We start from the raw sequence: 22,902 nt of genomic DNA, 5'->3' as shown, positions 1-22,902 counted from the left end.
GCGGCCTAGCCCTCTTCGAGCACCAGCCGCACCCCCAGGTTGGCGGGCGGCACGCCGACTGAACAGGCGCCGCTCTTGGGGTCGCGGATGAAATCCGGCAGATACGCGATGTGCCGCCCCGCCGCGACGCGGATGCCGCAGTTGCGGCTCAGGTCGGCGTCTTCCGGCGACTCCGCCCCCGTTCCCGCGTCCAGCACGCGGCGTGAGTGACAGTCCGAAGTCCAATCCCACACGCTGCCCGCCATGTCCTTGACGCCCGCCGCGTTGGCGCCGTACTGGCCGAACGGCCGCACCGCGGTTTCGGCGCCCTGCCCGCTGCGGCGGCTTTCCTGTTCGTATTCGGCCAGCCAGCGCTGCGCGGGGTCGTTGGGATCCTGGTTGTCGTCCTGCAAGGCCGCGGGCGGTGTTTCTTCGCGATACGCCTCGCCCGCCGCATAGATCCATTCCGCGTAGCGCGGCAATCGATAGCGTTGACCCGTCGACCCGGACAACCACGCCGCGTAAGCCGAGGCGTCCGACCAGCTGATGCCCGTGGCGGGCAGGTCCGGAGAATTGTCCTTGCGGTGTTCCGCGTCCAGCGGTTTGCAGGCGCCGGCGGCCACGCACGCCGCGTATTCCGCCTGGCTGACCTGACGCGTCATGATGGCGACACCGCGTGGATGCCGCGTGGTGACCGGCGCGGGCGTGACGGGATATCCGTTACGCAGGGCATCACCGGGCGGCTGATGGGTGACCTCGCCGGGCGGCAGCCGCGTCAGTTCCGGCAATGCAAAGCGGGCCCGGTCTGCGGGCCCGCAAGCGGTCAACAATATTGAAAGGGCGGCGGCGATCGGCAGGAAGCGCATGCGGAGTTTCTCCGAAGCGCCCGCGCCGAACCGGCGCAGGCTTGGCTTCCATTGGACCGGGAGGCCGCCTTCGCAACGTTGCGCTGGCGCAAAGTCGCGAGGGCGCCGGGATCAGCCGCGCGCGGCCTTGGGCGTGAGCCGCGGCTCGACCAGCGCAGGCTTGCTGCTGAGCAGGCCCAGGATCACCTGCATCACCATCGCCAGCGCGCCCAGCAGGAACACCACGTCGCCGAACGTGCGGCCCCAGCGCAGGGTCTTGAGCAGGTCCTGCTGCATGAAGGCTTCGCTGCGGGCGTACCACATGCCTTCGCTGACGCTGGCGTGGAACTGGATCAGGCCCACCGGCAACAGGCTGGTGAAGATCATCAGTACAAGACCGATGTTCATGCCCCAGAACGCCAGCTTCATGAGGCCCGGGTTCAACGCATACTGCGGACGGATGTAGCGCAGCACCAGCAGCGTGAAGCCCAGCGCCAGGAAGCCGTACACCCCGAACAGCGCGGCATGCGCGTGCACCGGCGTGGTGTTCAGGCCCTGGATGTAATACAGCGAGATCGGCGGGTTGATCATGAAGCCGAAGACGCCAGCGCCCAGCATGTTCCAGAACGCCACTGCCACAAAGCACATCAGCGGCCACTTCAGGTTGTCCATCCAGGCGGCGCGGGTCTTCAGGCGCCAGTTTTCCCAGGCTTCGTAGCCCAGCACGATCAGCGGCACGACTTCCAGCGCCGAGAAGCTGGCGCCGACGGCCATCACGGGCGTGGTCGTGCCCGCGAAATACAGGTGGTGGAACGTGCCGGGAATGCCGCCCAGCATGAAGAGCGAGGCCGAGGCCAGGCTGGCGGTGGTTGCCATGCGGCGCGACACCAGACCCAGGGTCGAGAAAATGAAGGCCAGCGCCGTGGTGGCGAACACTTCAAAGAAGCCTTCGACCCACAGGTGGACGATCCACCAGCGCCAGTACTCCATGATGGTCAGGTGGGTGCGTTCGCCGTAGAAGAAGCCGGCGCCGTAGAAGAGACCAATGGCGCCGACGGAGGCCGTCAGCAGCGCCAGCAGGTTCTTGTCGCCGCCCGGCGTGCGCAGCGCGGGCACGATGCCGCGCAGCATCAGCACCAGCCAGAAGCAGATGCCGGCAAACTTGCCGATCTGCCACAGACGGCCCAGGTCGACGTATTCATAGCCTTGGTGACCCAGCCAGAAATTCAGCTCGGGCGGCATGATCTGCGCAATGGCCAGGTAGTTGCCGGCGAACGAGCCGACCACGACCAGCACCAGCGCCCAGAACAGGATGTCGACGCCGACCTTCTGGAACTTGGGGTCGCGTCCGCCGTTGATCAGCGGGGCCAGGAACAGGCCGGCGGCCAGAAAGCCCGTTGCGATCCAGAACAGGGCGCTCTGGATGTGCCAGGTGCGCACCAGCGAATACGGGAACCACTGCGAGACGTCGATGCCATAGAACTTCTGCCCTTCAACGGTGTAGTGCGCGGTGAAACCGCCCAGCAGCACCTGGAAGCCGAACAGCGCCACGACCAGGAACAGATACTTGCCCAGGGCGCGCTGCGAGGGCGTCAGGGCAAAGGCGGTGAGCGGATCGCGCGCGGGCGCTTGCGGCTCTTCTTCTTCCTGGCCACGCATGAAGGCCCAGGCCCAGACCAGGAAGCCGATGCCCGCCAGCAGCACAACCACGCTGATGATGGACCACATGACGTTTTCAGCGCTGGGCTGGTTGCCGATCAGCGGTTCGTGCGGCCAGTTGTTGGTGTAGGTGACCGACATGCCTTCGCGTTCGGTGGCGGCCGCCCAGGCCGTCCAGAAGAAGAAATGCGTCAGCTGCGTGCGGCGCTTGGCGTCGGGCAGCGTGTTTTCCTTCATGGCGAAGCTCTCGCGGCTGCCTTGCAGGGCGGGCGCATCGGAGAACAACTGCTCGTAGTAAGCCGCCGTCTGTTCGATGGCCTTCGCGCGGCGCGGCGTGATGGTCAGCGTGTCGGTGGCTGCGTCGCTGCGATTGGCGCGGTACTCGGCCTTGAGCGCTTCGCGCAGTGCGGCCTGCTGCGGCGCGGGAAGTTGGGCGTAGGCCTGACCGTGCTCGTCGCGCGCGGCCAGGTCCAGCCAGGCGGTCAGTTCGCGATGCAGCCAGTCGGCCGTCCAGTCAGGCGCCTGGTACGCGCCGTGGCCCCAGATCGAGCCAAGCTGCATGCCGCCGACGGATTGCCAGGCGGTCTGCCCGTCCAGGATGTCTTCGCGGCCGAACAGCGCGCGGCCATCGGACGTCACGACCTGCCCGGGAATGGGCGGCGCCTGGCGGTAGACCTCGCCGCCGTAGAAGCCTAGCAGCGCAAATGTGATCGCCACCACGGCGATCAACGTGAACCATAATTTCCGATACGGACCCATGATGGGAACGCCCTCCTGTGTTGCGGTTGGTTGGGTACGTGTCTTCATGCGAAATCCGTGCCAGAAAAAAACCACGCCGAATCAACAGCTTGGATTCGGCGTGGTTTTTTTTACTGTTGGCCGGACGGGTATAAATCACCGCCACGAGGTGAATTTGACCCTGCAATACCCTAACGGCTGCCACCCCTACAATCGATCACGCCCGACCTGTTCCCCGCCGTCCGGCTACCCGGACCCTGAAGAAGGAATCGACTGGATGAATGCCACGCCGCTGCACATCGGCATCGTCGCCTGCTCCGCCGAGGGCGCCGCGCTCTGCTACCGCACCTTGTGCGCCGAAGGCGCGCAGCGCATGGGCCCGCACGCCCATCCCGAGATTTCGCTACACACCCATTCGCTGGCGGATTACGTCGCCTGCCTGGACGCCCGCGACCTGGACGGCGTTGCCGCCCTGATGTTGTCGTCGGCGGACAAGCTGGCCCGCGCCGGCGCGGATTTCCTGATCTGCCCGGACAACACCATCCACCAGGCGCTGGACCGCGTCGTGGCGGACTCGCCGCGGCCGTGGCTGCACATCGCGCAGGAGGTCGCCGCCGTGGCGGCGGCGCGCGGTTACCGGCGGATCGGCATCCTGGGCACGCACTGGCTGGTGGACAGCGACGTCTACCCCGCGGACCTGGCGGCACGTGGCCTGGACTACGCGCGGCCGCCGCAGGACGACCGCCTGCTGCTGGGCCGCATCATCATGGACGAGCTGGTCTACGGTGTGATCAAGCCCGCGTCGGTGGCGCAGTTGCAAGGCATCGTCGAACGCCTGAAAGACGACGGCTGCGACGCGGTCGTGCTGGGCTGCACCGAACTGCCGCTGGTGCTGAACGACGGCAATTGCGCCCTGCCCACGCTCGACTCGACCCGCCTGCTGGCGCGCGCCGCGCTGGACCGTGCGCTAGCCCCCGCCTTTGACGTTGCGCGGGGCGGCACGGCGCCCTGATTCCCGTCAGAGCTGATCCAGCCCGTACTGCCGCAACCGGCCCAGGTCCAGCACCTTGATCTGGTTGTACGCCAGCGCCAGCATTCCCTGGTCGGCCAGCGTCTGCAGCGCCTGGTTGACCCGCTGACGCGACAGACCGGTCAGATACCCCAGTTCTTCCTGCGAAATGGCCAAGGTCAGGTCGGTGGACGGATACAGCTGCGGATTGAACAGCTGAGCCAGCGACTGCGCCACGCGCGCGTCGGCATCGAGCAAACGGTGGTTCTGGATGGACGCGATGAACTCGCCCATGCGGTCATTCAACTGGCCGATGACAAAGTGCGAAAAAGGCAGGCTCGCCGACAGCAGCGCATGGAAGGTTGCAGCGGGCACCAGCATCACCAGCGACGGCTGGATGGCGACCACGTCGTACTTGCGCAGCTCGCGCTTGATGACGCTGCCCTCTCCGAACCAGCCGCCCGGCGGCACACCGGAAAACGTGCAACTGCGGCCGGACTCGTTGTAGATCGCCAGCTTGAGCAGCCCGCGGCTCACTCCCAGCCAGTAGTCCGACGGCGCATTGCGCCGCGCAATCCACGCCCCGCTGCCGACGAGTTCCGCGCGCGAGGTCGCCAGCACCAGGTCCTGATGCCGTGCCTCCAGCGCACCGAACCACGGACAGGCCCGGAACAGCGCCGGCAGTTCGTCGGGGGAAACTGTGTTTGAAACATCGGACATGGGAAGAACCGTGTAAAACTTGGGGATTGCGCCGCCGGCCGGGGGTCTGTCATGCAGGCGACAGACGCCATTTTCCGGCCGGCCATAAGCTAGGGCAAGCGACGGGGATCAAACCCCGCAGACCTGGATAAGGGGCCACCCCGCCCCATTGGAGACAAGCATGACCGGCATGTTCGATCACGGCCTTGCGCGCCGCGAAGCCAATCACGAAGCCCTGACCCCGGTGGATTTCATCGCCCGCGCGGCGCATGTCTATGGCCAGAAGCTGGCCGTCGTCCACGGCAAGATCCGTCGCACGTGGGCGCAGACCTATGAGCGTGCCCAGCGCCTGGCCGGCGCGCTGGCGCAGGCCGGCATCCAGCGCGGCGACACGGTTGCCGTCATGCTGCCCAACATCCCCGCCATGGTGGAAACGCACTTCGGCGTGCCCATGCTGGGCGCCGTGCTGAACACGTTGAACACGCGGCTGGACGCGCCCAGCGTGCTGTTCATGCTGGGCCACGGCGAGGCCCGCGCGCTCATCATCGACACCGAATACGCCGACGTTGCGCAGCGCGCGCGTGCCGAATTCCCGCACCTGAAAGTCATCTCGGTGCACGACCTGGAAGGCGCCGCCGCCACGTTGCCGGGCGCCGCCGACTACGAAGATTTCCTGGCCGCCGCGCCCGCCACCTACGACTGGAAGCCGCCCGCCGACGAATGGGACGCCATCGCGCTGAACTACACGTCCGGCACCACGGGCGACCCGAAGGGCGTGGTCTATCACTACCGTGGCGCCTACCTGAACGCGGTCAGCAACATCCTCGAATGGGACATGCCCAAGCATCCCGTCTACCTGTGGACGCTGCCGCTCTTTCATTGCAACGGCTGGTGCTTCGCCTGGACCATCGCGGCGCGTGCGGGCGTGAACGTGTGCCTGCGCAAGTTCGATCCCAAGACGGTGTTCGACCTGATCCGCGACGAAGGCGTCACCCACTACTGCGGCGCGCCCATCGTGCAGAGCGCGCTGGCCAACGCGCCGGCCGAGTTGCGCGCGGGCATCACGCATACCGTGCGCACCATGGTGGCGGGCGCCGCGCCTGCGCCAGCCGTCATCGACAAGATGCGGGAGATCGGCTTTGAGCTGACCCACGTGTATGGCCTGACCGAAGTCTACGGACCGGCCGCCGTCTGCGCGCACCAGGACGCCTGGGACGCGCTGGACCCCGAGCGCCGCGCGCTGCTGACCGCGCGCCAGGGCGTGCGCTATCACCTGCAGGCCGGCGTGTCGGTGCGCAACCCGGAAACGATGGCCGAAGTGCCGCGCGATGAGGAAACCATCGGCGAGGTCATGTTCCGCGGCAACATCTGCATGAAGGGATACTTGAAGAACGCGCGCGCGACCGAGGACGCCTTTGCCGGGGGCTGGTTCCACACCGGCGATCTGGGCGTGATGACGGCCGACGGCTATGTTCGCATCAAGGACCGCAGCAAGGACATCATCATCTCGGGCGGCGAGAACATCTCCAGCATCGAAGTCGAGGACGCGCTGTACCGGCATCCCGCCGTGGCGGCCGTGGCCGTGGTGGCCATGCCCGATCCCAAATGGGGCGAGACGCCCTGCGCTTTCGTCGAGCTCAAGCCCGGCTGCACCGCCACCGCCGAAGAGATCATCGCGCATTGCAAGCTGCTGTTGTCCGGCTTCAAGGTGCCGCGCGCGGTACGCTTCGGTGACCTGCCCAAGACCTCCACCGGCAAGATCCAGAAATTCGAGCTGCGCGCCGCGGTCGGCGCCACGTCCGCGATCGACGTGGCCGACCCCGGCAAGCCGGCCTGATCCGCTTAACCCATAAAACCAGGAGCGCCTACGCCATGACGTACCAAGCCCCCGTGAAAGACATGCTGTTCGTGTTGAACCATCTGGCCGGTCTGCCGCAGGTGGCCGCCCTGCCCGGTTTCGAGGAGGCCACGCCCGACACCGCGCAAGCCGTGCTGGAAGAATCCGCCCACTTCGCCGCCGAAGTCCTGGCGCCGTTGAACCACCCGGCGGACAAGGCGCCCAGCACCTGGCAGGATGGCGCGGTAACCACCGCCCCCGGCTTCAAGCAGGCCTTCCGCCAATATGCAGACGCCGGTTGGCAGGGCCTGTCCCACCCTGCCGAATACGGCGGCCAGGGGCTGCCCGGGCTGATCGGCTCGCCGTGCTCTGAAATGCTGAACGCCGCAAACCTGTCGTTCGCGCTGTGCCCGCTGCTGACCAACGGCGCCATCGAAGCCCTGATGACGGCTGGCTCGCCCGAGCTGCGCGAGCGCTTCATCGGCCCCATGATCTCCGGCCGATGGACGGGCACCATGAACCTGACCGAGCCGCAGGCCGGCTCGGACCTTGCCATGGTCCGCACGCGCGCCCAGCCGGTAGGCGACGGCACCTACCGCCTGTCCGGCACCAAGATCTTCATCACCTATGGCGAGCACGACCTTGCCGAGAACATCCTGCATCTGGTGCTGGCCCGCCTGCCTGATGCGCCCGAGGGCGTGAAGGGCATTTCGCTCTTTTTGGTGCCCAAGTTCCTGGTCAATGAAGACGGCTCGCTGGGCGCGCGCAACGATGTGACCTGCGTGTCCATCGAGCACAAGCTGGGCATCAAGGCCAGCCCCACCTGCACGCTGCAGTTCGGCGACGCCGGCGGCGCGCTGGGTTACGTGGTCGGCCAGGAAAACCGCGGCCTGGACGCCATGTTCATCATGATGAACGCCGCCCGCTACGCGGTGGGCGTTCAGGGCATCGCCATCGCCGATCGCGCCTACCAGCACGCGTTGGCCTATGCCGCCGAGCGCGTGCAGAGCCGCCCGGTGGACGGCTCGTCGCGCGACGCCGTGCCCATCATCCAGCACCCGGACGTGCGCCGCATGCTGGGCACGATGCGCGCCCTGACCGAAGCGGGCCGCGCGCTGGCCTACGTGACCGCCGGCCATGCCGACCTGGCCCACGCCAGTCCCGACGCCGACACGCGCAAGCGCCACCTGGCGATCCAGGAATACCTGGTGCCGATCGTCAAGGGCTGGTGCACCGAGATGTCGATCGATGTCGCGAGCCTGGGCGTGCAGGTCCATGGCGGCATGGGCTTCATCGAAGAGACCGGCGCCGCGCAGTTCTACCGCGACGCCCGCATCCTGACCATCTACGAAGGCACGACCGCCATCCAGGCCAACGACCTGGTCGGCCGCAAGACGCTGCGCGACGGCGGCGCCGTGGCGCGCGCCCTGCTGGACGCGGTGCGTCAGACCGAAGCCGACCTTCAGGCCCGCACCGAGCCGGCCGCCGGCCGCATGCTCAAGCCGCTGCGCGAGGCCCGCGAAGCGCTGGCCAGCGCGGTCGAGTTCATTCTTGCCAACGCGGCCGGCAATCCCAATGCGGTCTTTGGCGCCGCGGTGCCCTACCTGCTGCTGGCAGGCACGACGTTCGCCGGCTGGCAGATGGCCCGCGCCCTGCTTGCCAGCCTGGACCTGCAGGCTGAAGACCCGGACTTCCACAACGCCAAGATCGCCACCGCGCAAGCCTTTGCGCTGCACAAGCTGACGCAGGCGCCGGGCCTGGCGGCGGTCGTGCTGGGCACAGCCGAGTACGACGTGCAGCCGTGACGCATTGCCCCGGCTGCTCGCGCGGGCCGGGCTCAGCGGGTGATCGCCGTCGCGGCTGCCTCGGCGTGGATCCAGGCAAGAAAAGCCTCCACGGAAGGACGCTTGGCGTGCCGCGCCGGGTAGACGGCAAAGTGCGCCTTCACCGCAATGGCCTTGGCCATTCCAAATACCGGCTGCAGGCTGCCCTGCGCCAGATGCATGCCGGCAATGGTGGCGCTTTCCAGCGCCACGCCCAATCCCTGCGCCGCCGCGTCAAGCGACATCTGCGCACGGTCGAAGCGGATCGTGAAGTGATCCGGCGCACGCCGTTCCGAATAGCGCCCGAACCAGTCGGACCACTGAATGACGCTGACGTTGCTCTGGATCAGCGGCACGTCCAGCAACTGTTCGATGCGCTTGATGCCGTGTTCGCGAATGAACGCCGCGCTGGCCAGCGGCAGTATCCGTTCTTCGAACAGCGGCTCCACCACCACATCATCCCAATGCGGCACGCCGTAGCGGATGTCGATATCCGACTGCCCCAGCGCGAAATCACTGTGCGAATGCGCGGCCGACAGGTTCAGCGCCACGTGCGGATGCGCCTCGGCAAACCGCCGCAGCCGCGGCATCAGCCACAAGCTGGCGATGCTGGGCGCGGAGTGCACATACAGGCTGTTGCTGACGCCCTGGCGCAGGTCTTCGGTGGCCGATGAGATCGCCGCAAGCGCCCCGCCGATTCGCACCAGGTATTGTTCGCCCGCGCTGCTCAGCCGCACCCCGTGCGCGCTGCGCTCGAACAGGCGCACGCCCAGGTCCGATTCCAGCCGCGAAATCTGGTGGCTGACCGCCGACGCAGTCAGGTGCAATTCGGTAGCGGCAATGGCAAAGCTGCGGCGGCGCGCCACGGCTTCGAACGCCAGCAGGTTGACGATGGGCGGCAGCGCAGGCATGGGGTTGTCCCTGACTTCAGATGACGATTCGTCATCTTAGACTGATGACACATCGTTTGTCTTAATGCTAGACGGCCTCCAGAATGGTCCGCATCGATTCCATAACAAGGACAGGAGGAAGACAGATGTTGCTCAAGGACAAGGTGGCCGTGATTTCCGGCGGCGCAGGAATCAACGGACTGGGATTTGCCACCGCCCGCCAGATGGCTGCGCACGGCGCGCGCGTGGTGATCCTGGACCTGGAACGCGCCGCGCCCGCCAGCGCCGCCGCCCGGCTGGGCGACGGCCATCTGGGGCTGGTGGCGGACGTGACCGACAAGACGGCCTGCATCGCAGCCATCGAACAGGCCGTCAAGACGTTCGGCAGGATCGACATCCTGGTGAACAACGCCGGCATTACGCAGCCGGTCAAGACGCTGGAAATCACCGGCGCGGACTACGACCGCATCCTGGACGTGAGCCTGCGCGGCACGCTTTACCTGTCGCAGGCCACCCTTCCCGCCATGCAGGCGCAACGTTCGGGGTCCATCGTCTGCATCTCGTCGGTATCGGCCCAACGCGGCGGCGGCATCTTCGGCGGACCGCACTACTCCGCCGCGAAGGCAGGCGTGCTGGGCCTGGCGCGGGCCATGGCGCGCGAGTTCGGCGGCGACGGCATCCGGATCAACTGCATCACACCCGGGCTGATCGAAACCGACATCACGCAAGGCAAGCTGTCCGCCGAGCGCAAGGCCGACATCGAAGGCACCATCCCGCTGGCACGCCTGGGCCGGGCGGACGACGTGGCGGGCGCGTGCGTGTTCCTGGCGAGCGACCTGTCGGCGTACTGCACGGGCATCACGCTGGACGTCAACGGAGGCATGTTGATTCACTGATCCGCAGCACCCCACAAAAAATTGGAGGAGACATCATGAAAAGCAGAAAAATGCTTCAGGCGGGCCTGGTCCTGGCCGCCGCCACCCTGCTGCCGCTGGCGGCGCAGGCGCAAAACCTCAAGCTGACGCTGGGCCACGGCGCAGCCGTCGGCAATCCCCGCCACGACGCCTCGGTGAAGTTTGCCGAGGTGCTGAAGGCAAAGACAGGCGGGCGCATCGAAGTCCAGGTCGCGCCGTCCGCGCAGTTGGGCGACGACGCCGCCATGGTCACTGCGCTGCGCACGGGCGCCCTGGACATGAGCGCCAACTCCCAGGGCGCCGTCGCCGCCGCCGTGCCGGAGTACGCCGCCTTCGGCATGCCGTTCCTGTTCCCGGACGCCAGCGCGGCATTCAAGCTGCTGGACGGGCCGCTGGGCAAGGAGCTGGCCGACAAATCGGCCGCCAAAAACCTGATCCTGCTGGGCACCTGGGACAACGGCATCCGCCAGATGACCAACAGCAAGCATCCCATCAACAAGGTCGAGGACATGAAGGGCCTGAAGATGCGGGTGCCGCCCGACGCGACGCTGGTCGACATCATGAACGCCCTGGGCGCGCAGGCGCAGCAGATCAAGTTCGCGGAACTGTATGTGGCGTTGCAGCAGGGCGTGGTGGACGGCCAGGAGAATCCGCTGGTGAACTTCGAGGCCAGCAAGCTGTACGAAGTGCAGAAGCACCTGGCGATGACCAATCACCAGTTCCAGATGACGCCGTTCCTGATGAGCAAGCGCACCTGGGACCGGCTGAGCGACGCCGACCGCAAGGCCGTGCGTGAAGCCGCCGACGAAGCGTCGGCCTTTCAGCGCAAGCTGAGCCGGGACGCCGACACGCGGCTGCTGGCCGATCTGAAAGCCAAGGGCGTGCAGGTCACGACGCCGGACACCGCCGCCTTCGCCAAGGCCACCGCGCCGGTCGACGAAAAATGGCTGGCCGGTCCCATCGGCCCGTACGTGAAGAAGGTTCTGGCCGCGGCGCGCGGCAACTGATATGTCCTTTCGGCCGCCGCCGTCCCGTCCCTCGCGACGGCACGGCGGCGGACCGGCCACAAGGCAGGAGACAACATGAATACCGATCGACACGGACTGGTCGGCAGGGTCATCGACGGCATATGCCGCGTGATCCTGTGGCTGTCCACCACGGTGATCTTCGTGATCCTCGTCGTCAACACCGCACTGCGATACGCAACCGGTTCAAGCCTGGAATGGGCCAACGAGATCCCCGAACTGCTTTTTCCCTGGCTCGTCATGTCAGGGGTCGTGCTGGCCGCGCTGCACAACGCGCATATCGCCACCACGTTCCTGATGGACGCCTTGCCGGCTCATGCCCGCCGCGTGGTCGCGGCCGTGGCCTGGAGCGTGGTCGCCGTCCTGTACGCCACCCTGTCCTGGGCGACGTTCAACATGATCGAGATCGTCCACGACGAAAAATCCCCCATCCTGCAAATGCCCGGCTCGCTCACCTACGGGTGCGTGATGGGCGGCATGCTGCTGCTCGCCGTGCTGGCGGGGCAGTCGGCGTGGCAGAGCTGGCATTGCCGCGACGCCGCGGCGCAGCCCGACGGCGAGCCGCAGGCGCCTGCCGTGCACTGGTGACGGGAGAACAGCCATGAGTGCATTGATTCTGATCGTTTTCATGGGCGCCGCCGTTGCGGCCATGCCCATCGCCCACGCCTTGCTCGTCGCCGCCATGGCGGCCGTCGCCAGCACGGACCGCGTGCCGCTGGACGTGGTGGTCCAGCAGATGGTCTCGCAGGTGCAGAGTTTTCCCCTGATCGCCATTCCGTTCTTCATGCTGACCGGGTCGCTGATGATGGGCGGCAAGCTCGGCGAAGCGCTGGTGGGCGTGCTGTCCGCGCTGATCGGCCGCTATCACGGCGGACCCGCGCAGGTCGGCGTGCTGTCGTCCACGCTGTTCGGCGGCGTGTCGGGCTCGGCGGTGGCGGATGCGTCGGCCATCGGCTCGCTGATGATTCCGTGGCATAAGCGGCTGGGCTACCCGGCCGCCTTCTCGGCCGCCACGCTGGCCGCCGCCGCCACCATCGACATCCTGATTCCGCCGTCGATCCCGTTGATCCTGTTCGCCCTTACCGCCAATGCGTCGATCGCGTCGCTGTTCGTCGCGGGGATTCTGCCCGGTCTGCTGCTGTGCGGCGGCTTCATGCTGGCCTGCTGGTGGGTGGGCCGCCGCCGCAACTTTCCCCGCGACACGTCGCCCTTCAATGGCGCGGCGTTCCGCCGGCACCTGCTGTATGCCTTGCCCGCCGTCGTCCTGCCGCTGCTGATCATCGTGTTCCTGCGGTTCGGCATTGCCACGCCGACCGAGGTCGCGGTCCTGTCCACGTTCTACGCGGGCCTGGTGTCGGCCGTGATGTACCGCGATCTGTCGTGGTCGCGGCTCAATGCCGCCATCGTCCACGCGGGGCTGGCGACCGGCGTGGTCCTGCTGGTGATCATGGCGTCATCGGCCATCGGCTGGCTGCTGACCTTCGACCAGACGCCGCAGGGCATCGCGCATTGGGTCCAGGAAAACGTCCACGCCAAATGGCTGGTCATCCTGCTGATGAACCTGATGATGCTGTTTCTGGGCATGTTCATCGACCTGCCCGCCGCCGTGCTGCTGCTGGCGCCCGTGTTCGTGCCGCTGGCGCAGAGCATCGGCATGGACATGACGCAGCTGGGCGTGATGATGGTCGTGAACCTGGCCATCGGCCTGTACACGCCACCCGTCGGCACCACGCTTTTCATCACCAGTGCACTGGCCAAAGTGAAGGTCGGCCAGACCGTGCGCGAGCTGGCGCCCTTCTATCTGGTCGCCTTTGCGGTGCTGGGACTGGTGTCCTACGTGCCCGCCAGCATCCTGAAATGAACCCCACACCATGAATAGGGAGCTTCGAATGGAGAAGTCCAAATCTTTGAGCGAACTGGCGTCCGCCGCCTGGCGCATCCGCCGCTACGCGGTCCGCATGGGCGAAGTCCAGGGCCAGGGCTACATCGGCCAGGCGCTCGGCTGGGCCGACGTGCTGGCAGTCGCCTACCGCCACGCCATGAACGTACTGCCGGGCGACGCGCAATGGGAAGGCCGCGACCGCTTTCTCCTGTCGCATGGCCACTACGCCATTGCCCACTACGCGGCGCTGATCGAGGCCGGCGTCATCCCGGAGAGCGAACTCGACACCTATGGCAGCGACGACAGCCGCCTGCCCATGTCCGGCATGGCGACCTACACGCCGGGCATGGAGATTTCGGGCGGATCGCTGGGCCAGGGCCTGTCCATCGGCGTCGGCATCGCGCTGGGGCTCAAGCACAAGCGCAATCCGGCCTTCGTCTACAACTCCATGTCGGACGGCGAGCTGGACGAAGGCTCGACCTGGGAAGCGGCGATGGGCGCCGCGCATCACGAACTGGACAACCTCATCTGCCTGGTCGACATCAACAACCAGCAAGCGGACGGCCCGTCGGGCAAGGTGATGGGATTTGAGCCGCTGGCTGACAAGTGGGCGGCCTTTGGCTGGCACGTGCAGCGCGTGGACGGCAACGACCTGCCCGCCGTCGTGCAGGCGTTCGATACCGCGCGCGCGCTGCCCGACGCCAAGCCGCGCGTCATCCTGTTCGATACCCGGATGGGCAAAGGCATCCCGTTTCTTGAGCAACGCGAGAAAAACCACTTCATCCGCGTCGACCCGCCGGAATGGCAACAGGCGCTCGACATCCTGGACCAGAACCGCCCCACCCCCACGACCGAAGGAGCCTGGTCATGAGCAGCGCCAGCACCCAGCAAAAGCCCCGCCTCACCACGTCCGCGATGATCGCGTCGATTGCCTCGGAGGGGCAGCGCGTCCGCGCGGCGCCCTTCGGCAAGGCGCTGGTCGCGTACGCGGAATCGCGTCCGGACGTCGTGGGCCTGACGGCCGACCTGGCCAAATACACCGACCTGCACCTGTTCGCGCAGGCGTATCCCGAGCGCTTCTACCAGATGGGCATGGCCGAACAGCTGCTGATGGGCGCGGCGGGCGGCATGGCCAAGGAAGGCCTGGTGCCGTTCGCCACGACTTATGCGGTGTTCGGCACGCGGCGCGCCTACGATTTCATCCATCAGGTCATCGCCGAGGAGAACCTCAACGTCAAGATCTGCTGCGCGCTGCCCGGGCTGACGACCGGCTACGGCCCCAGCCACCAGGCCACCGAGGACCTGGCGATGATGCGCGGCATTCCCGGCCTGACCATCGTCGATCCGTGCGACGCGCTGGACATCGAACAGGCCGTGCCGCAGATCGCCGAGCACCAGGGCCCGGTGTACATGCGCCTGCTGCGCGGCCAGGTGCCGCTGGTGCTGGACGAGATCGAGGGCTACCGGTTCGAGCTGGGCAAGGCAAAGATGCTGCGCGAAGGCAGCGACGTGCTCATCATTGCCAGCGGCATCATGACGATGCGCGCGCTGGAAGCCGCCGAGGACCTGGCGCGCGACAACATCGGCGTGGCGGTGATGCACAGCCCGACCATCAAGCCGCTGGACGAGGCCAGCCTGGTCGAGGCGGTGCGCTACAAGCACCGGCTGGTGGTCGTGGCCGAGAACCATTCGGTGATCGGCGGACTGGGCGAAGCGGTGGCCAGCGCATTGCTGCGGCACCGTGTACAGCCGGCCGGGTTCCAGCTGGCCGGGCTGCCGGACGCGTTCCTGGATGCCGGCGCCCTGCCCACCCTGCATGACCGCTACGGCATCAGCCGCGAAGCGCTGGCCGGCCGCATCAAGCGCTGGCTGGCGTGATCGGAAAACGGCGGGCGCGCGCGGCTAGATGCGCGCCTGTCCGTCAGCGGGACACACCGCGCGCGCGCCGCGCGGCACCGTCGCCGCCCAGAACCCCAACGCCGCCACGCTGATGCCCACGCCCAGCACACACACGCCCAGCCAGCCTGCGCTGGCGTACACGGCGGTCGCGGCAATCGACCCCAGGCCGCTGCCCACCGCGTAGAACATCATGTAGCCGGCCACCAGCCGGCTGTGCGCCTGCGCGCTGATGCTGAAGATCATCGCCTGATTGGTCACGTGCAGCGCCTGCAGCGCCAGGTCCAGCGCCAGCACGCCCAGCGCCAGCAGCCACAGGCTGTGGTCCAGCAAGGCGATCGGCACCCATGCCATGCATAGCAGCGCCAGGCCGATCGCGGTGGTGCGCTGGCCATGACCGGCGTCGGCCTGACGGCCGGCGCGCGCCGCCATCAGCACGCCCACCACCCCGACCAGTCCGAACGCCCCCACCGCCGTGTGCGACAGCGAATGCGGCGGCGCGCTCAGCGGCAGCACCAGCGCGGTCCAGAACGCGCTGAACGCGGCGAACATCAACAGCGCGATCATGCCGCGCACGCGCAGCACGCGTTCCGTGACCAGCAACGTGAAGACGGAACGCAACAGCGCGCCGTAGCCCAGCCCGGCCACCGGCAACTGCCGCCGCGGCAGCCAGCGGACCAGCACCAGCGCCAGCACCGCCGACAGAATGGCCGACGCCACATACACCGCACGCCAGCCCCACAGGTCCGCCAGCGCGCCAGCCAAGGTGCGCGCCAGCAACAGGCCGATCACCACCCCGCCCTGCGCCGCCCCCACGACGCGTCCGCGCTCAGCAGGCGCCGCCAGCGCCGCGGACAGCGCAAGCAGGCCCTGCGTCATCGCCGTGCCCAGCAATCCCAACGCCACCATGCCGGCCAGCAGCCACGGTGCGTTCGCAGACGCCGCCACCGCGGCCAAGGCCAGCACCAGAAGTCCCAACTGCCCCAGCATCAGCCGCCGCCGATCCAGCAGGTCGCCCAGCGGCACCACGAAGAACAGCGCCAGCGCGCAGCCCAGCTGGGTGGCGGTGATGACGATGCCCACGGCCGCCTGGTCCAGGCGGAATTCGCGGCCGATGGCGTCGAGCAACGGCTGCGCGTAATACACGTTGGCGACGCTGAGCGCGCACGCCGCTGCCAGCAGGAAAACCAGCGCGGGCGGCATCGAGGGGGTCGCATCGCCTTCGGGCGGGTCGGATCGGGCGGTCGGGTTCATGATTAATCTGGTTTTATTACAAAACCAGAATGCTAGACCTACAGGTTTTATAATGCAACCAACTTTGTTCTGAAAAGCCGCAAGGAGCCCGCATGGTCAAACGCACCAGCCTTGAAGGCGCCGCCTGCCCGGTCGCGCGCTCGCTCGACGCCATCGGCGACTGGTGGTCACTGCTCATCGTGCGGGATGCCTTTGACGGCCTGCGCCGGTTTGGCGAATTCCAGAAAAGCCTGGGCATGGCCAAGAACATCCTGAGCGACCGGCTGCGCACGCTGGTCGCGCACGGCATTCTTGCCGTCGCGCCGGCATCCGACGGCAGCGCCTACCAGGAATACGTGCTTACGGATAAAGGCAAGGCGCTGTTTCCGGTGATCGTCGGACTGCGCCAGTGGGGCGAGGACCACTACTACGGTCCCGATGAGGCGCATTCCACCCTGATCGACCGCCAGCGCGGGCAACCGGTGCAAAGGATGGAGATCCGCGCGCAGGACGGCCGGCTGCTGCACCCCGACGACACTGTCGTGCGCAAGGTGGCGGCGGACGCCTGAGACTATGCGGCTGCCGGCCACCGCCCGGTCGCCAGTGCAGTGGGCGACCACGCATCGAAGCGCCAGCGCAGGGCCAGTGCACCCGGCCGGCGGACCACGCGGCGCACGTGCACGCGCCACAGGCGTTCGGCGCCCTCGAACACGGCGATTTCGGGGCTGTCCAGAATCACCTCGGCGCGCCCCGTCAGTTGCAGCAGGTCGCCGCGTTCAAAGTCGATGAACAGCAGACCGGCAACAGGATTCGCGGCCAGGTTGCCCAGGGTGTTGAAAAAGCGGTTGCCGGAAAAGTCCGGAATGGTCAGCACGTCGCCGTCCACCCGCACGAAGCCGGGCTTGCCGCCCCGGTGCGACACATCGACGGCGTGCCCGGCATAACTGGCGACAAAGAAGGTGTCGGACGCCGAGATCAGCGCGCGCGCCGCGTCATCCAGTCCGGCGCGCTCCGGCAATGCGGCGGCAAAGCGCATCGACGGCGAGCGCGAGAAGAAGAAGTCGCGCGACTGGATGTACTGCGGACAATTGCCGAATGATTGCGCCACCGCCACGTCGAAGCGCTTGCCATCCCAGGCGGCGATGCGGCCGTTCATGCGGTTGCGGCGGCGCGTGTGCAGCTCGATGCCCAGCAAGCCGACGGGCTGGCCCAATCCCAACCCGGCGCGCAGCGGGTCGTCCTCGTCAGGCATGGCCGCGATGCGCAGCGTATGCGGGTCCGGCGACACGGCAAAGCCCGGCTGCCCTTCCAGAATGCCGGCCCACGGATCGCCCTGCGGGTCGACGGCGCCGGCCACCACGAATGGCAACTGCGCGAAGAATTCGCGATGCTGATCCGGCATGTAGTCGCGGATGACCTTGCGGCCCACCATGTCCATGCGCGCGGCCACGCCGGCGTGCTCCTGCAAGTGCAGTTCGCCCGCATGCCAGGGAGACGGTGCGGTGTGTTCGGGCAGATTCATGACGGTGTCCTTGCAGTGTGCGCGGGTCTTCAGGCGGCCAGCAGGCCCACGGGCGACGACGCCATGGGAACGAACCGCGGCAGATTTTCGATGCGCGTGAGCCACGCACGGATGCGCGGATAATCGGCCAGCGACACGTTGCCTTCGGGCGCATGCGCCACATAGGCGTAGCAGGCGACATCGGCGATGGTCGGCGCACTGCCGGCCAGGAACTCGCGGTGCGTGAGTTCTCCCTCCATCACCCCAAGCAACGCATGGGCCCGCGCCAACGTGGCGTCCACATCGAGCGGCGCGCCGAACAGCGTCACCAGCCGCGCCGACGCGGGCCCGCCGGCCAGCGGCCCCGATGCCACCGACAGCCAGCGCTGCACGGCGGCCGCGCCAACCGGATCGTCCGGCAGCCAGGCGCGGCCGCCGTATTGCTTGGCCAGGTACACCAGGATGGCGGTCGAGTCGGCCACCACGACGCCGTTGTCGTCAATGACTGGCACTTGGCCGAAGGCATTGAGCGCCAGGAAATCAGGCCGCTTTTGTTCGCGCTGGCGCAGGTCGACGTCGATGCGTTCGTGCGCGACATCCAGCAGTGACAGCATCAGCGCGACCCGATGCGCGTGGCCGGACAGCGGGAAACTGTAAAACTTCAGCGGAGCGGCAGCCTGCGCCGGGGCGGGGTTGGTTTGCATCGGGGATCTCCCTGGTGGATTCGAGACTCCATGTTGGGACCCGCGACGCAAATCCGGAACGGCCGGCGCCGGCAAGACACTCTTGCGGTAAATGAAATAAACCCGTCAGGCGGGCAGCGCCGCCAGATCCGCGCGTAGCGCATCCACGCAGAAATCCACAAAGCTGCGCACCTTGGCCGAGCTTTTGCGCCCTTCCGGATACACCAGATGCACGGGCACGGGCGGCATCTCGAAGCCGCGCAGCACCACCTGCAAGGCGCCACTGGCCAGATGCGGCGCCACCTGGTAGGACATCACCTGCGTCAGGCCCCAGCCTTCGCGCGCGGCCGCCACCGCCGCCTGGAACGACGTCACGGTCAACTGCGATTGCAGGTTCAGGCGCACGGTCTGGCCGGCCTGCGCAAAACGCCACTGCGGCGCGCGTCCTTCCATGGCAGCCGTGATGGTGCAGAATTGATGCAGCGACTCGGGGTCGGCCGGCTCGCCATGATCGCGCAGAAAGCCGGGCGCGGCGCACACCACGCGGCGCACGTGTCCCACGGGCACCGCCGTCAACGAGGAATCGGGCAGCGCGCCGATCCGCACGGCGACATCGATGTCCTCGTCCACCAGATTGACGACGCGATCCACCAGCAGCGCTCGCACCGACACCTGGCGATGGGCGCGCAAGTATCCCAGCACTGCCGGCATCACATGCAGCTCGCCAAACAGCGCGGGCGCGGTGATTGCCAGCGCGCCGCGCGGGACCGCCATTGCACCGGCGGCGGCGTCGTCGGCGCGTTCGACGTCTTCCAGGATGCGGCGGCAATCGGCGGCATAGCGCTGGCCGGCTTCGGTCAGGCGCAGACTGCGCGTGGTGCGCACCAGCAGCAAAGCACCCAGACGACGTTCCAGCGCCGCCACGCTGCGCGTGACGGTGGGCGCGGACATTTCCAGGCGCCGGGCCCCGCCGGAAAAACTGCCCGCGTCCGCCACGGCCAGGAATACCGTCATTTCATGGAATTGGTTCACAGCGAGGCCCGCTCCTGAAAACGCGTGGCCGCCAACGCGGCGACGCTGTCATTGACGCATTGCACCAGGATTTCGTCCAGCGCGGCGCAGACCGGATCGGGCTGCGCCTGCGCGCGGTACAGCGACAACGCGATGACCGGCAAGTCGGGCAACCCGTGTTCGCCCGGCTTCATCACGCGAACGGTGGACGGCAGGCCAAGGGGCGTGCGCACGGCCACTCCCAGCCCCGCGGAAACTGCCGCCCACAGGCCCGAGAGACTCGGGCTGGTGAAGGCAGCCAGCCAGGCAATGCCGGCGCGGTCCAGCGCGTCGGTGGCGCAGCCGCGGAACAGGCAGGGCGACTCGAATGCCGCCAGCGGCAGCGCGCCGTCCGCATCCGGCACCGGCGCAGGGTGCGCGGGCCCGATCCAGCACATCGGCAGCTCGGCCAGCCGCTGTGCCTGCGGCTGGCGGGCGTCGTGGTCCCAGGCCAGCGCCAAATCAAGCTGGCCCAGCGCGACGCGTTCCAGAAGGTCCGTGTTGCGGGCGACGCGCGCCTCGATCCGGACCTTGGGATGGGCGCGCGCAAAGCGGCCGAGCACGCGCGGCAGCAGCATCTCGGCAAAATCCTCTTGCAGGCCGAGACGCACGCGGCCGTGCAATTGCGTGCCGCGCACGGCGCGCGCGGCCTGGTCGTTCAGGTCGAGAAGCCGGCGGGCGTAGGCCAGCATGGTCTCGCCGGCATCGGTCAGCGCCAAGCCCCGCCCGTCCTTGCGCAGCAGCGGCACGCCGGCCTGCTCCTCCAGCTTTTTCAGCTGCGCGCTCACGGCCGACGTCGACCGGCCCAGGCGGTCAGCCGCGCGCCCGAAGCTGCCCAGGTCGACGCCCGCGACGAAGCTGCGCAGCACCTCCAGGTCGAACGTGACTGGCCTCATTCAATAATCCCGATTTTCAAAAGCATTGGTGCAAAACTTCCTGATTTTCAGAAGCATGCTAGGCGCGCACACTGGCGCCGTCAATGTTTCTGCAGGCACCTGCCATGTCCGATCGCCCTACCTTTGTCCGCCCACCTCACCGCTGGAAGGTGCTGGCCGTGGGCGTCGCCGCCAACACCGCATTTTCCGCCGTCGCGGCCGGCCTGCCTACCACTGCTGTCTTCATGCGCGCGGGCTACCGTCTCGATACCGACCAATTGGCGCTGGCGCTGGGCTTGTTGGGGTTGGGCGTGGCGCTCTTCGAGCTGCCTTGGGGATTACTGACCGATCGGTGGGGTGACCGTCCCGTGCTGCTGGGCGGTTTGGGCTCGACCGCGGCAGCGCTGGCCTGGATGAGCGGCTGGGTGGCGCCGGTTGGCGGCTTCGTGCCCAGCCTCTGGCTGCTGGCCGTCGGGCTGGTGCTCGTCGGCATGCTGGGCGGCAGCGTCAACGGCGCCAGCGGCCGCGCGGTGATGGCGTGGTTCGACGACGGCGAGCGCGGACTGGCAATGAGCATCCGCCAGACCGCCGTGCCGCTGGGCGGCGGCCTGGGCGCACTGCTGTTGCCTTGGCTGGCGGCCCATGCCGGGTTCGGGGCGGTGTTTGGCGTGCTGGCGGTGATGTGCGGCACGGCCGCGTTGCTTGCGGCGTGCTGGTTGCGGGAGCCTGGCGAGCGGGGTGTGGCGGGTGTGGCCGCTTTGCCGGCTGTGCCGCCTATGCCTGGCGAGCCGAAAGTTTCATATGCATCCGCGCCGGCTCGCCCTTCCACCAGCAGCCCCATGACGGACACCCGCGTCTGGCGCGCGGCGTTCGCCATCGGCATCATGTGCGGCCCGCAATTCGCGGTGCTGACCTTTGCCGCCGTCTTTCTGCACGATGCCCTGCATGCGGGGATCGGCGTGCTCACGGCAGTGATGGTGGCCGTTCAACTGGGCGCCATGGCCGCGCGCATCGCGAGCGGACGATGGACCGATCGCCGCGGCAACCGGCGCGCTTACCTGCGCGGCTGCGCGCTGCTGAGCTTTGCGTTGTACGCGGCGCTGGCAGGCGCGGCATGGGCGGCGGGCGCCCGCCCCACCGGATGGCTCGTATTCGCCCTGGCCGTGCTGCTGGCCGCCGCCGGCATTTGCGCGTCGGCCTGGCATGGCGTCGCCTACACCGAACTTGCCACGCTGGCGGGCGCCTCGCGCGCGGGCACGGCGCTCGGCATGGCCAACACCTGCGTCTATCTGGTGCTGTTTGCCACGCCGCTGGCTATCGCGCATACCGTCGCCGCGAGCTCGTGGCCCGTCGCCTGGCTGATCGCGGGATCCTGCATGCTGGCCGCCCTGCCGCTGCTGCCGCGCGCCGCCGCGCGTCCGGCCACGGATGCCACTACGCGCGGAATTCCTTGCGCAGCCACGACAGGAAAGCCTTGACCGGCGGGTGGCGTTCGCGCCCCGGCGCGCACAGCGCCGTGTAGGCCGACCCCGCGACCCGTATCTCCGGCCGGTAGGGAACCAACGTTCCCGCGGCCACGCTGTCCGACACCATGACCGAACTGGCCAGCACCAAGCCTTGGCCCGCGATGGCGGCCTGCAGCGCGTAGTGTTCCTCGGTGTAGGCAAGTTCGGCCGCAGGCCGCCGCCAGGCTGGCAGGCCGGCGGCCGCGCACCATGCCTGCCAGCCTTCGTCATACAGTTCCGAATCGCGCCAGCGCACCGTCACCAGCGCGGGCGCACGGCGGCCGGCGTGCGCGATCTGCGCGGGCGCCCCATACACCCCGAACCACTCGGGCAGCGTGCAGGCCGCGTGCAAGCCGGGATAGCGCCGGCGGCTGTAGCGGATGGCGACATCCACGCTGGCGTCCTGCAACAGGTCCACGGGGTCGGGCGACGTGTCCAGGCGCAACTGGTACTGCGGATAGACCTCGTGAAAGCGCCCCAGCCGCGGCACCAGCCACAAAGCGGCAAAGGAATGCGTCGTGGACACGGTCAGCGCGCCGGACTCGGGCGCGGGCCGCAAGGCGTCCAGCGTCTGCGCGACGTCCAGCAACGCGCCATGTACGCCGGCAAACAGACGCGCCCCCTTGTCGGTCAGCCGCACGCCGCGCGGCACGCGCTCGAACAGCGCGCAGCCCACATGCCGCTCCAGTGCCTTGACCTGATGCGACACCGCGGTGGGCGTGACCGACAACTCGGCCGCGGCCAGCTTGAAACTGCGCAACCGCGCCGCGGCCTCGAACGAACGCAGCGCTGTGACGGGAAGCGTGGCAAACATGGGCGCGAATCCTGGGATGAATTGGGTTCATCTTAGTGAAGGAAT

21 protein-coding genes are annotated in these 22,902 nt (G+C 67.8%); 11 read left to right on the top strand and 10 right to left on the bottom strand.

Annotated features, from left to right (window positions below; all coding sequences use genetic code 11):
• Window positions 1-5: 5 nt before the first annotated feature.
• Both HV681_RS16580 and HV681_RS16575 read right to left on the bottom strand, forming a co-directional pair.
• Window positions 6-845 carry an SUMF1/EgtB/PvdO family nonheme iron enzyme gene (locus HV681_RS16580; protein ID WP_175124086.1) on the bottom strand — a complete coding sequence of 280 codons (840 nt, stop codon included), beginning with the start codon at window positions 843-845 and terminating at the stop codon, window positions 6-8.
• 111 nt (window positions 846-956) lie between these two features.
• Window positions 957-3,242, bottom strand: coding sequence for a nitric-oxide reductase large subunit (locus tag HV681_RS16575; RefSeq protein ID WP_175124194.1), 2,286 nt, complete (start codon window positions 3,240-3,242; stop codon window positions 957-959).
• Window positions 3,243-3,498: 256 nt separating this feature from the next.
• On the opposite strand from HV681_RS16575, the gene HV681_RS16570 reads away from it, so the two are divergent.
• Window positions 3,499-4,233 carry an aspartate/glutamate racemase family protein gene (locus tag HV681_RS16570; protein ID WP_175124085.1) on the top strand — a complete coding sequence of 245 codons (735 nt, stop codon included), beginning with the start codon at window positions 3,499-3,501 and terminating at the stop codon, window positions 4,231-4,233.
• 6 nt (window positions 4,234-4,239) lie between these two features.
• Here HV681_RS16570 and HV681_RS16565 read toward each other — a convergent pair whose 3' ends face one another.
• The gene (locus HV681_RS16565; protein WP_175124084.1) at window positions 4,240-4,950 is read right to left on the bottom strand and encodes a Crp/Fnr family transcriptional regulator; all 711 of its coding nucleotides are present in this window, start codon (window positions 4,948-4,950) and stop codon (window positions 4,240-4,242) included.
• A gap of 160 nt (window positions 4,951-5,110) precedes the next feature.
• Here HV681_RS16565 and HV681_RS16560 point away from each other — a divergent pair, with 160 nt between their 5' ends.
• Both HV681_RS16560 and HV681_RS16555 read left to right on the top strand, forming a co-directional pair.
• Window positions 5,111-6,766: an acyl-CoA synthetase gene (locus tag HV681_RS16560; RefSeq protein WP_175124083.1), complete on the top strand. Its 1,656-nt coding sequence runs from the start codon at window positions 5,111-5,113 to the stop codon at window positions 6,764-6,766.
• A 35-nt stretch (window positions 6,767-6,801) separates the two neighbouring features.
• Window positions 6,802-8,571: an acyl-CoA dehydrogenase gene (locus HV681_RS16555; protein ID WP_175124082.1), complete on the top strand. Its 1,770-nt coding sequence runs from the start codon at window positions 6,802-6,804 to the stop codon at window positions 8,569-8,571.
• Window positions 8,572-8,603: 32 nt separating this feature from the next.
• Here the strand turns inward: HV681_RS16555 and HV681_RS16550 are convergent, their stop codons facing one another.
• Window positions 8,604-9,500, bottom strand: a complete 897-nt coding sequence (locus tag HV681_RS16550; RefSeq protein ID WP_175124081.1) for a LysR substrate-binding domain-containing protein — start codon at window positions 9,498-9,500, stop codon at window positions 8,604-8,606.
• A 125-nt stretch (window positions 9,501-9,625) separates the two neighbouring features.
• On the opposite strand from HV681_RS16550, the gene HV681_RS16545 reads away from it, so the two are divergent.
• The 6 genes from HV681_RS16545 (at window position 9,626) to HV681_RS16520 (ending at window position 15,178) form a co-directional block, all read left to right on the top strand.
• Entirely contained in the window at window positions 9,626-10,375 is a 750-nt protein-coding gene (locus HV681_RS16545; RefSeq protein WP_175124080.1) for an SDR family NAD(P)-dependent oxidoreductase, read from the top strand.
• A 35-nt stretch (window positions 10,376-10,410) separates the two neighbouring features.
• Window positions 10,411-11,400, top strand: coding sequence for a TRAP transporter substrate-binding protein (locus HV681_RS16540; RefSeq protein WP_175124079.1), 990 nt, complete (start codon window positions 10,411-10,413; stop codon window positions 11,398-11,400).
• A 75-nt stretch (window positions 11,401-11,475) separates the two neighbouring features.
• Complete coding sequence (locus tag HV681_RS16535) at window positions 11,476-12,006, top strand: TRAP transporter small permease (RefSeq protein ID WP_175124078.1); 531 nt, start codon at window positions 11,476-11,478, stop codon at window positions 12,004-12,006.
• 13 nt (window positions 12,007-12,019) lie between these two features.
• Window positions 12,020-13,279, top strand: coding sequence for a TRAP transporter large permease (locus HV681_RS16530; RefSeq protein ID WP_175124077.1), 1,260 nt, complete (start codon window positions 12,020-12,022; stop codon window positions 13,277-13,279).
• Window positions 13,280-13,307: 28 nt separating this feature from the next.
• Window positions 13,308-14,171: a transketolase gene (locus tag HV681_RS16525; RefSeq protein ID WP_175124076.1), complete on the top strand. Its 864-nt coding sequence runs from the start codon at window positions 13,308-13,310 to the stop codon at window positions 14,169-14,171.
• Entirely contained in the window at window positions 14,168-15,178 is a 1,011-nt protein-coding gene (locus tag HV681_RS16520) for a transketolase family protein (RefSeq protein ID WP_175124075.1), read from the top strand. Before HV681_RS16525 ends, HV681_RS16520 begins: the two co-directional genes overlap by 4 nt.
• A gap of 24 nt (window positions 15,179-15,202) precedes the next feature.
• On the opposite strand, the gene HV681_RS16515 is transcribed toward HV681_RS16520, so the two are convergent.
• On the bottom strand, window positions 15,203-16,450 hold the full coding sequence (locus HV681_RS16515) for an MFS transporter (RefSeq protein ID WP_254594995.1): 1,248 nt from the start codon (window positions 16,448-16,450) through the stop codon (window positions 15,203-15,205).
• 92 nt (window positions 16,451-16,542) lie between these two features.
• Between HV681_RS16515 and HV681_RS16510 the strand changes: the two genes are divergently transcribed.
• Entirely contained in the window at window positions 16,543-16,998 is a 456-nt protein-coding gene (locus tag HV681_RS16510) for a winged helix-turn-helix transcriptional regulator (RefSeq protein WP_175124074.1), read from the top strand.
• A gap of 2 nt (window positions 16,999-17,000) precedes the next feature.
• Here the strand turns inward: HV681_RS16510 and HV681_RS16505 are convergent, their stop codons facing one another.
• The 4 genes from HV681_RS16505 to HV681_RS16490 form a co-directional block, all read right to left on the bottom strand.
• Complete coding sequence (locus tag HV681_RS16505) at window positions 17,001-17,951, bottom strand: pyridoxamine 5'-phosphate oxidase family protein (RefSeq protein ID WP_175124073.1); 951 nt, start codon at window positions 17,949-17,951, stop codon at window positions 17,001-17,003.
• A gap of 29 nt (window positions 17,952-17,980) precedes the next feature.
• Window positions 17,981-18,634, bottom strand: a complete 654-nt coding sequence (locus HV681_RS16500) for a glutathione S-transferase family protein (RefSeq protein ID WP_175124072.1) — start codon at window positions 18,632-18,634, stop codon at window positions 17,981-17,983.
• 105 nt (window positions 18,635-18,739) lie between these two features.
• Complete coding sequence (locus HV681_RS16495; RefSeq protein ID WP_254594994.1) at window positions 18,740-19,645, bottom strand: LysR family transcriptional regulator; 906 nt, start codon at window positions 19,643-19,645, stop codon at window positions 18,740-18,742.
• On the bottom strand, window positions 19,642-20,559 hold the full coding sequence (locus HV681_RS16490) for a LysR substrate-binding domain-containing protein (protein WP_175124071.1): 918 nt from the start codon (window positions 20,557-20,559) through the stop codon (window positions 19,642-19,644). Before HV681_RS16490 ends, HV681_RS16495 begins: the two co-directional genes overlap by 4 nt.
• 104 nt (window positions 20,560-20,663) lie before the next feature.
• Between HV681_RS16490 and HV681_RS16485 the strand changes: the two genes are divergently transcribed.
• On the top strand, window positions 20,664-22,016 hold the full coding sequence (locus HV681_RS16485; protein WP_175124070.1) for an MFS transporter: 1,353 nt from the start codon (window positions 20,664-20,666) through the stop codon (window positions 22,014-22,016).
• Here the strand turns inward: HV681_RS16485 and HV681_RS16480 are convergent.
• On the bottom strand, window positions 21,973-22,857 hold the full coding sequence (locus HV681_RS16480; protein WP_175124069.1) for a LysR substrate-binding domain-containing protein: 885 nt from the start codon (window positions 22,855-22,857) through the stop codon (window positions 21,973-21,975). The genes HV681_RS16485 and HV681_RS16480 overlap by 44 nt on opposite strands.
• Window positions 22,858-22,902 lie beyond the last annotated feature (45 nt).

The sequence above is a fragment of the Achromobacter animicus genome (assembly GCF_902859585.1).
GTDB classification, from domain to species: Bacteria; Pseudomonadota; Gammaproteobacteria; order Burkholderiales; family Burkholderiaceae_B; genus Achromobacter; species Achromobacter animicus.
This window is presented reverse-complemented; position numbering and strand designations above follow the sequence as displayed.

Bases quoted from the DNA above. Each gene is read 5' to 3' on its own strand.
- HV681_RS16580 (WP_175124086.1), bottom strand. From the start codon at position 845: ATGCGCTTCCTGCCGATCGCCGCCGCCCTTTCAATATTGTTGACCGCT.
- HV681_RS16575 (WP_175124194.1), bottom strand. From the start codon at position 3,242: ATGGGTCCGTATCGGAAATTATGGTTCACGTTGATCGCCGTGGTGGCG.
- HV681_RS16570 (WP_175124085.1), top strand. From the start codon at position 3,499: ATGAATGCCACGCCGCTGCACATCGGCATCGTCGCCTGCTCCGCCGAG.
- HV681_RS16565 (WP_175124084.1), bottom strand. From the start codon at position 4,950: ATGTCCGATGTTTCAAACACAGTTTCCCCCGACGAACTGCCGGCGCTG.
- HV681_RS16560 (WP_175124083.1), top strand. From the start codon at position 5,111: ATGACCGGCATGTTCGATCACGGCCTTGCGCGCCGCGAAGCCAATCAC.
- HV681_RS16555 (WP_175124082.1), top strand. From the start codon at position 6,802: ATGACGTACCAAGCCCCCGTGAAAGACATGCTGTTCGTGTTGAACCAT.
- HV681_RS16550 (WP_175124081.1), bottom strand. From the start codon at position 9,500: ATGCCTGCGCTGCCGCCCATCGTCAACCTGCTGGCGTTCGAAGCCGTG.
- HV681_RS16545 (WP_175124080.1), top strand. From the start codon at position 9,626: ATGTTGCTCAAGGACAAGGTGGCCGTGATTTCCGGCGGCGCAGGAATC.
- HV681_RS16540 (WP_175124079.1), top strand. From the start codon at position 10,411: ATGAAAAGCAGAAAAATGCTTCAGGCGGGCCTGGTCCTGGCCGCCGCC.
- HV681_RS16535 (WP_175124078.1), top strand. From the start codon at position 11,476: ATGAATACCGATCGACACGGACTGGTCGGCAGGGTCATCGACGGCATA.
- HV681_RS16530 (WP_175124077.1), top strand. From the start codon at position 12,020: ATGAGTGCATTGATTCTGATCGTTTTCATGGGCGCCGCCGTTGCGGCC.
- HV681_RS16525 (WP_175124076.1), top strand. From the start codon at position 13,308: ATGGAGAAGTCCAAATCTTTGAGCGAACTGGCGTCCGCCGCCTGGCGC.
- HV681_RS16520 (WP_175124075.1), top strand. From the start codon at position 14,168: ATGAGCAGCGCCAGCACCCAGCAAAAGCCCCGCCTCACCACGTCCGCG.
- HV681_RS16515 (WP_254594995.1), bottom strand. From the start codon at position 16,450: ATGAACCCGACCGCCCGATCCGACCCGCCCGAAGGCGATGCGACCCCC.
- HV681_RS16510 (WP_175124074.1), top strand. From the start codon at position 16,543: ATGGTCAAACGCACCAGCCTTGAAGGCGCCGCCTGCCCGGTCGCGCGC.
- HV681_RS16505 (WP_175124073.1), bottom strand. From the start codon at position 17,951: ATGAATCTGCCCGAACACACCGCACCGTCTCCCTGGCATGCGGGCGAA.
- HV681_RS16500 (WP_175124072.1), bottom strand. From the start codon at position 18,634: ATGCAAACCAACCCCGCCCCGGCGCAGGCTGCCGCTCCGCTGAAGTTT.
- HV681_RS16490 (WP_175124071.1), bottom strand. From the start codon at position 20,559: ATGAGGCCAGTCACGTTCGACCTGGAGGTGCTGCGCAGCTTCGTCGCG.
- HV681_RS16485 (WP_175124070.1), top strand. From the start codon at position 20,664: ATGTCCGATCGCCCTACCTTTGTCCGCCCACCTCACCGCTGGAAGGTG.
- HV681_RS16480 (WP_175124069.1), bottom strand. From the start codon at position 22,857: ATGTTTGCCACGCTTCCCGTCACAGCGCTGCGTTCGTTCGAGGCCGCG.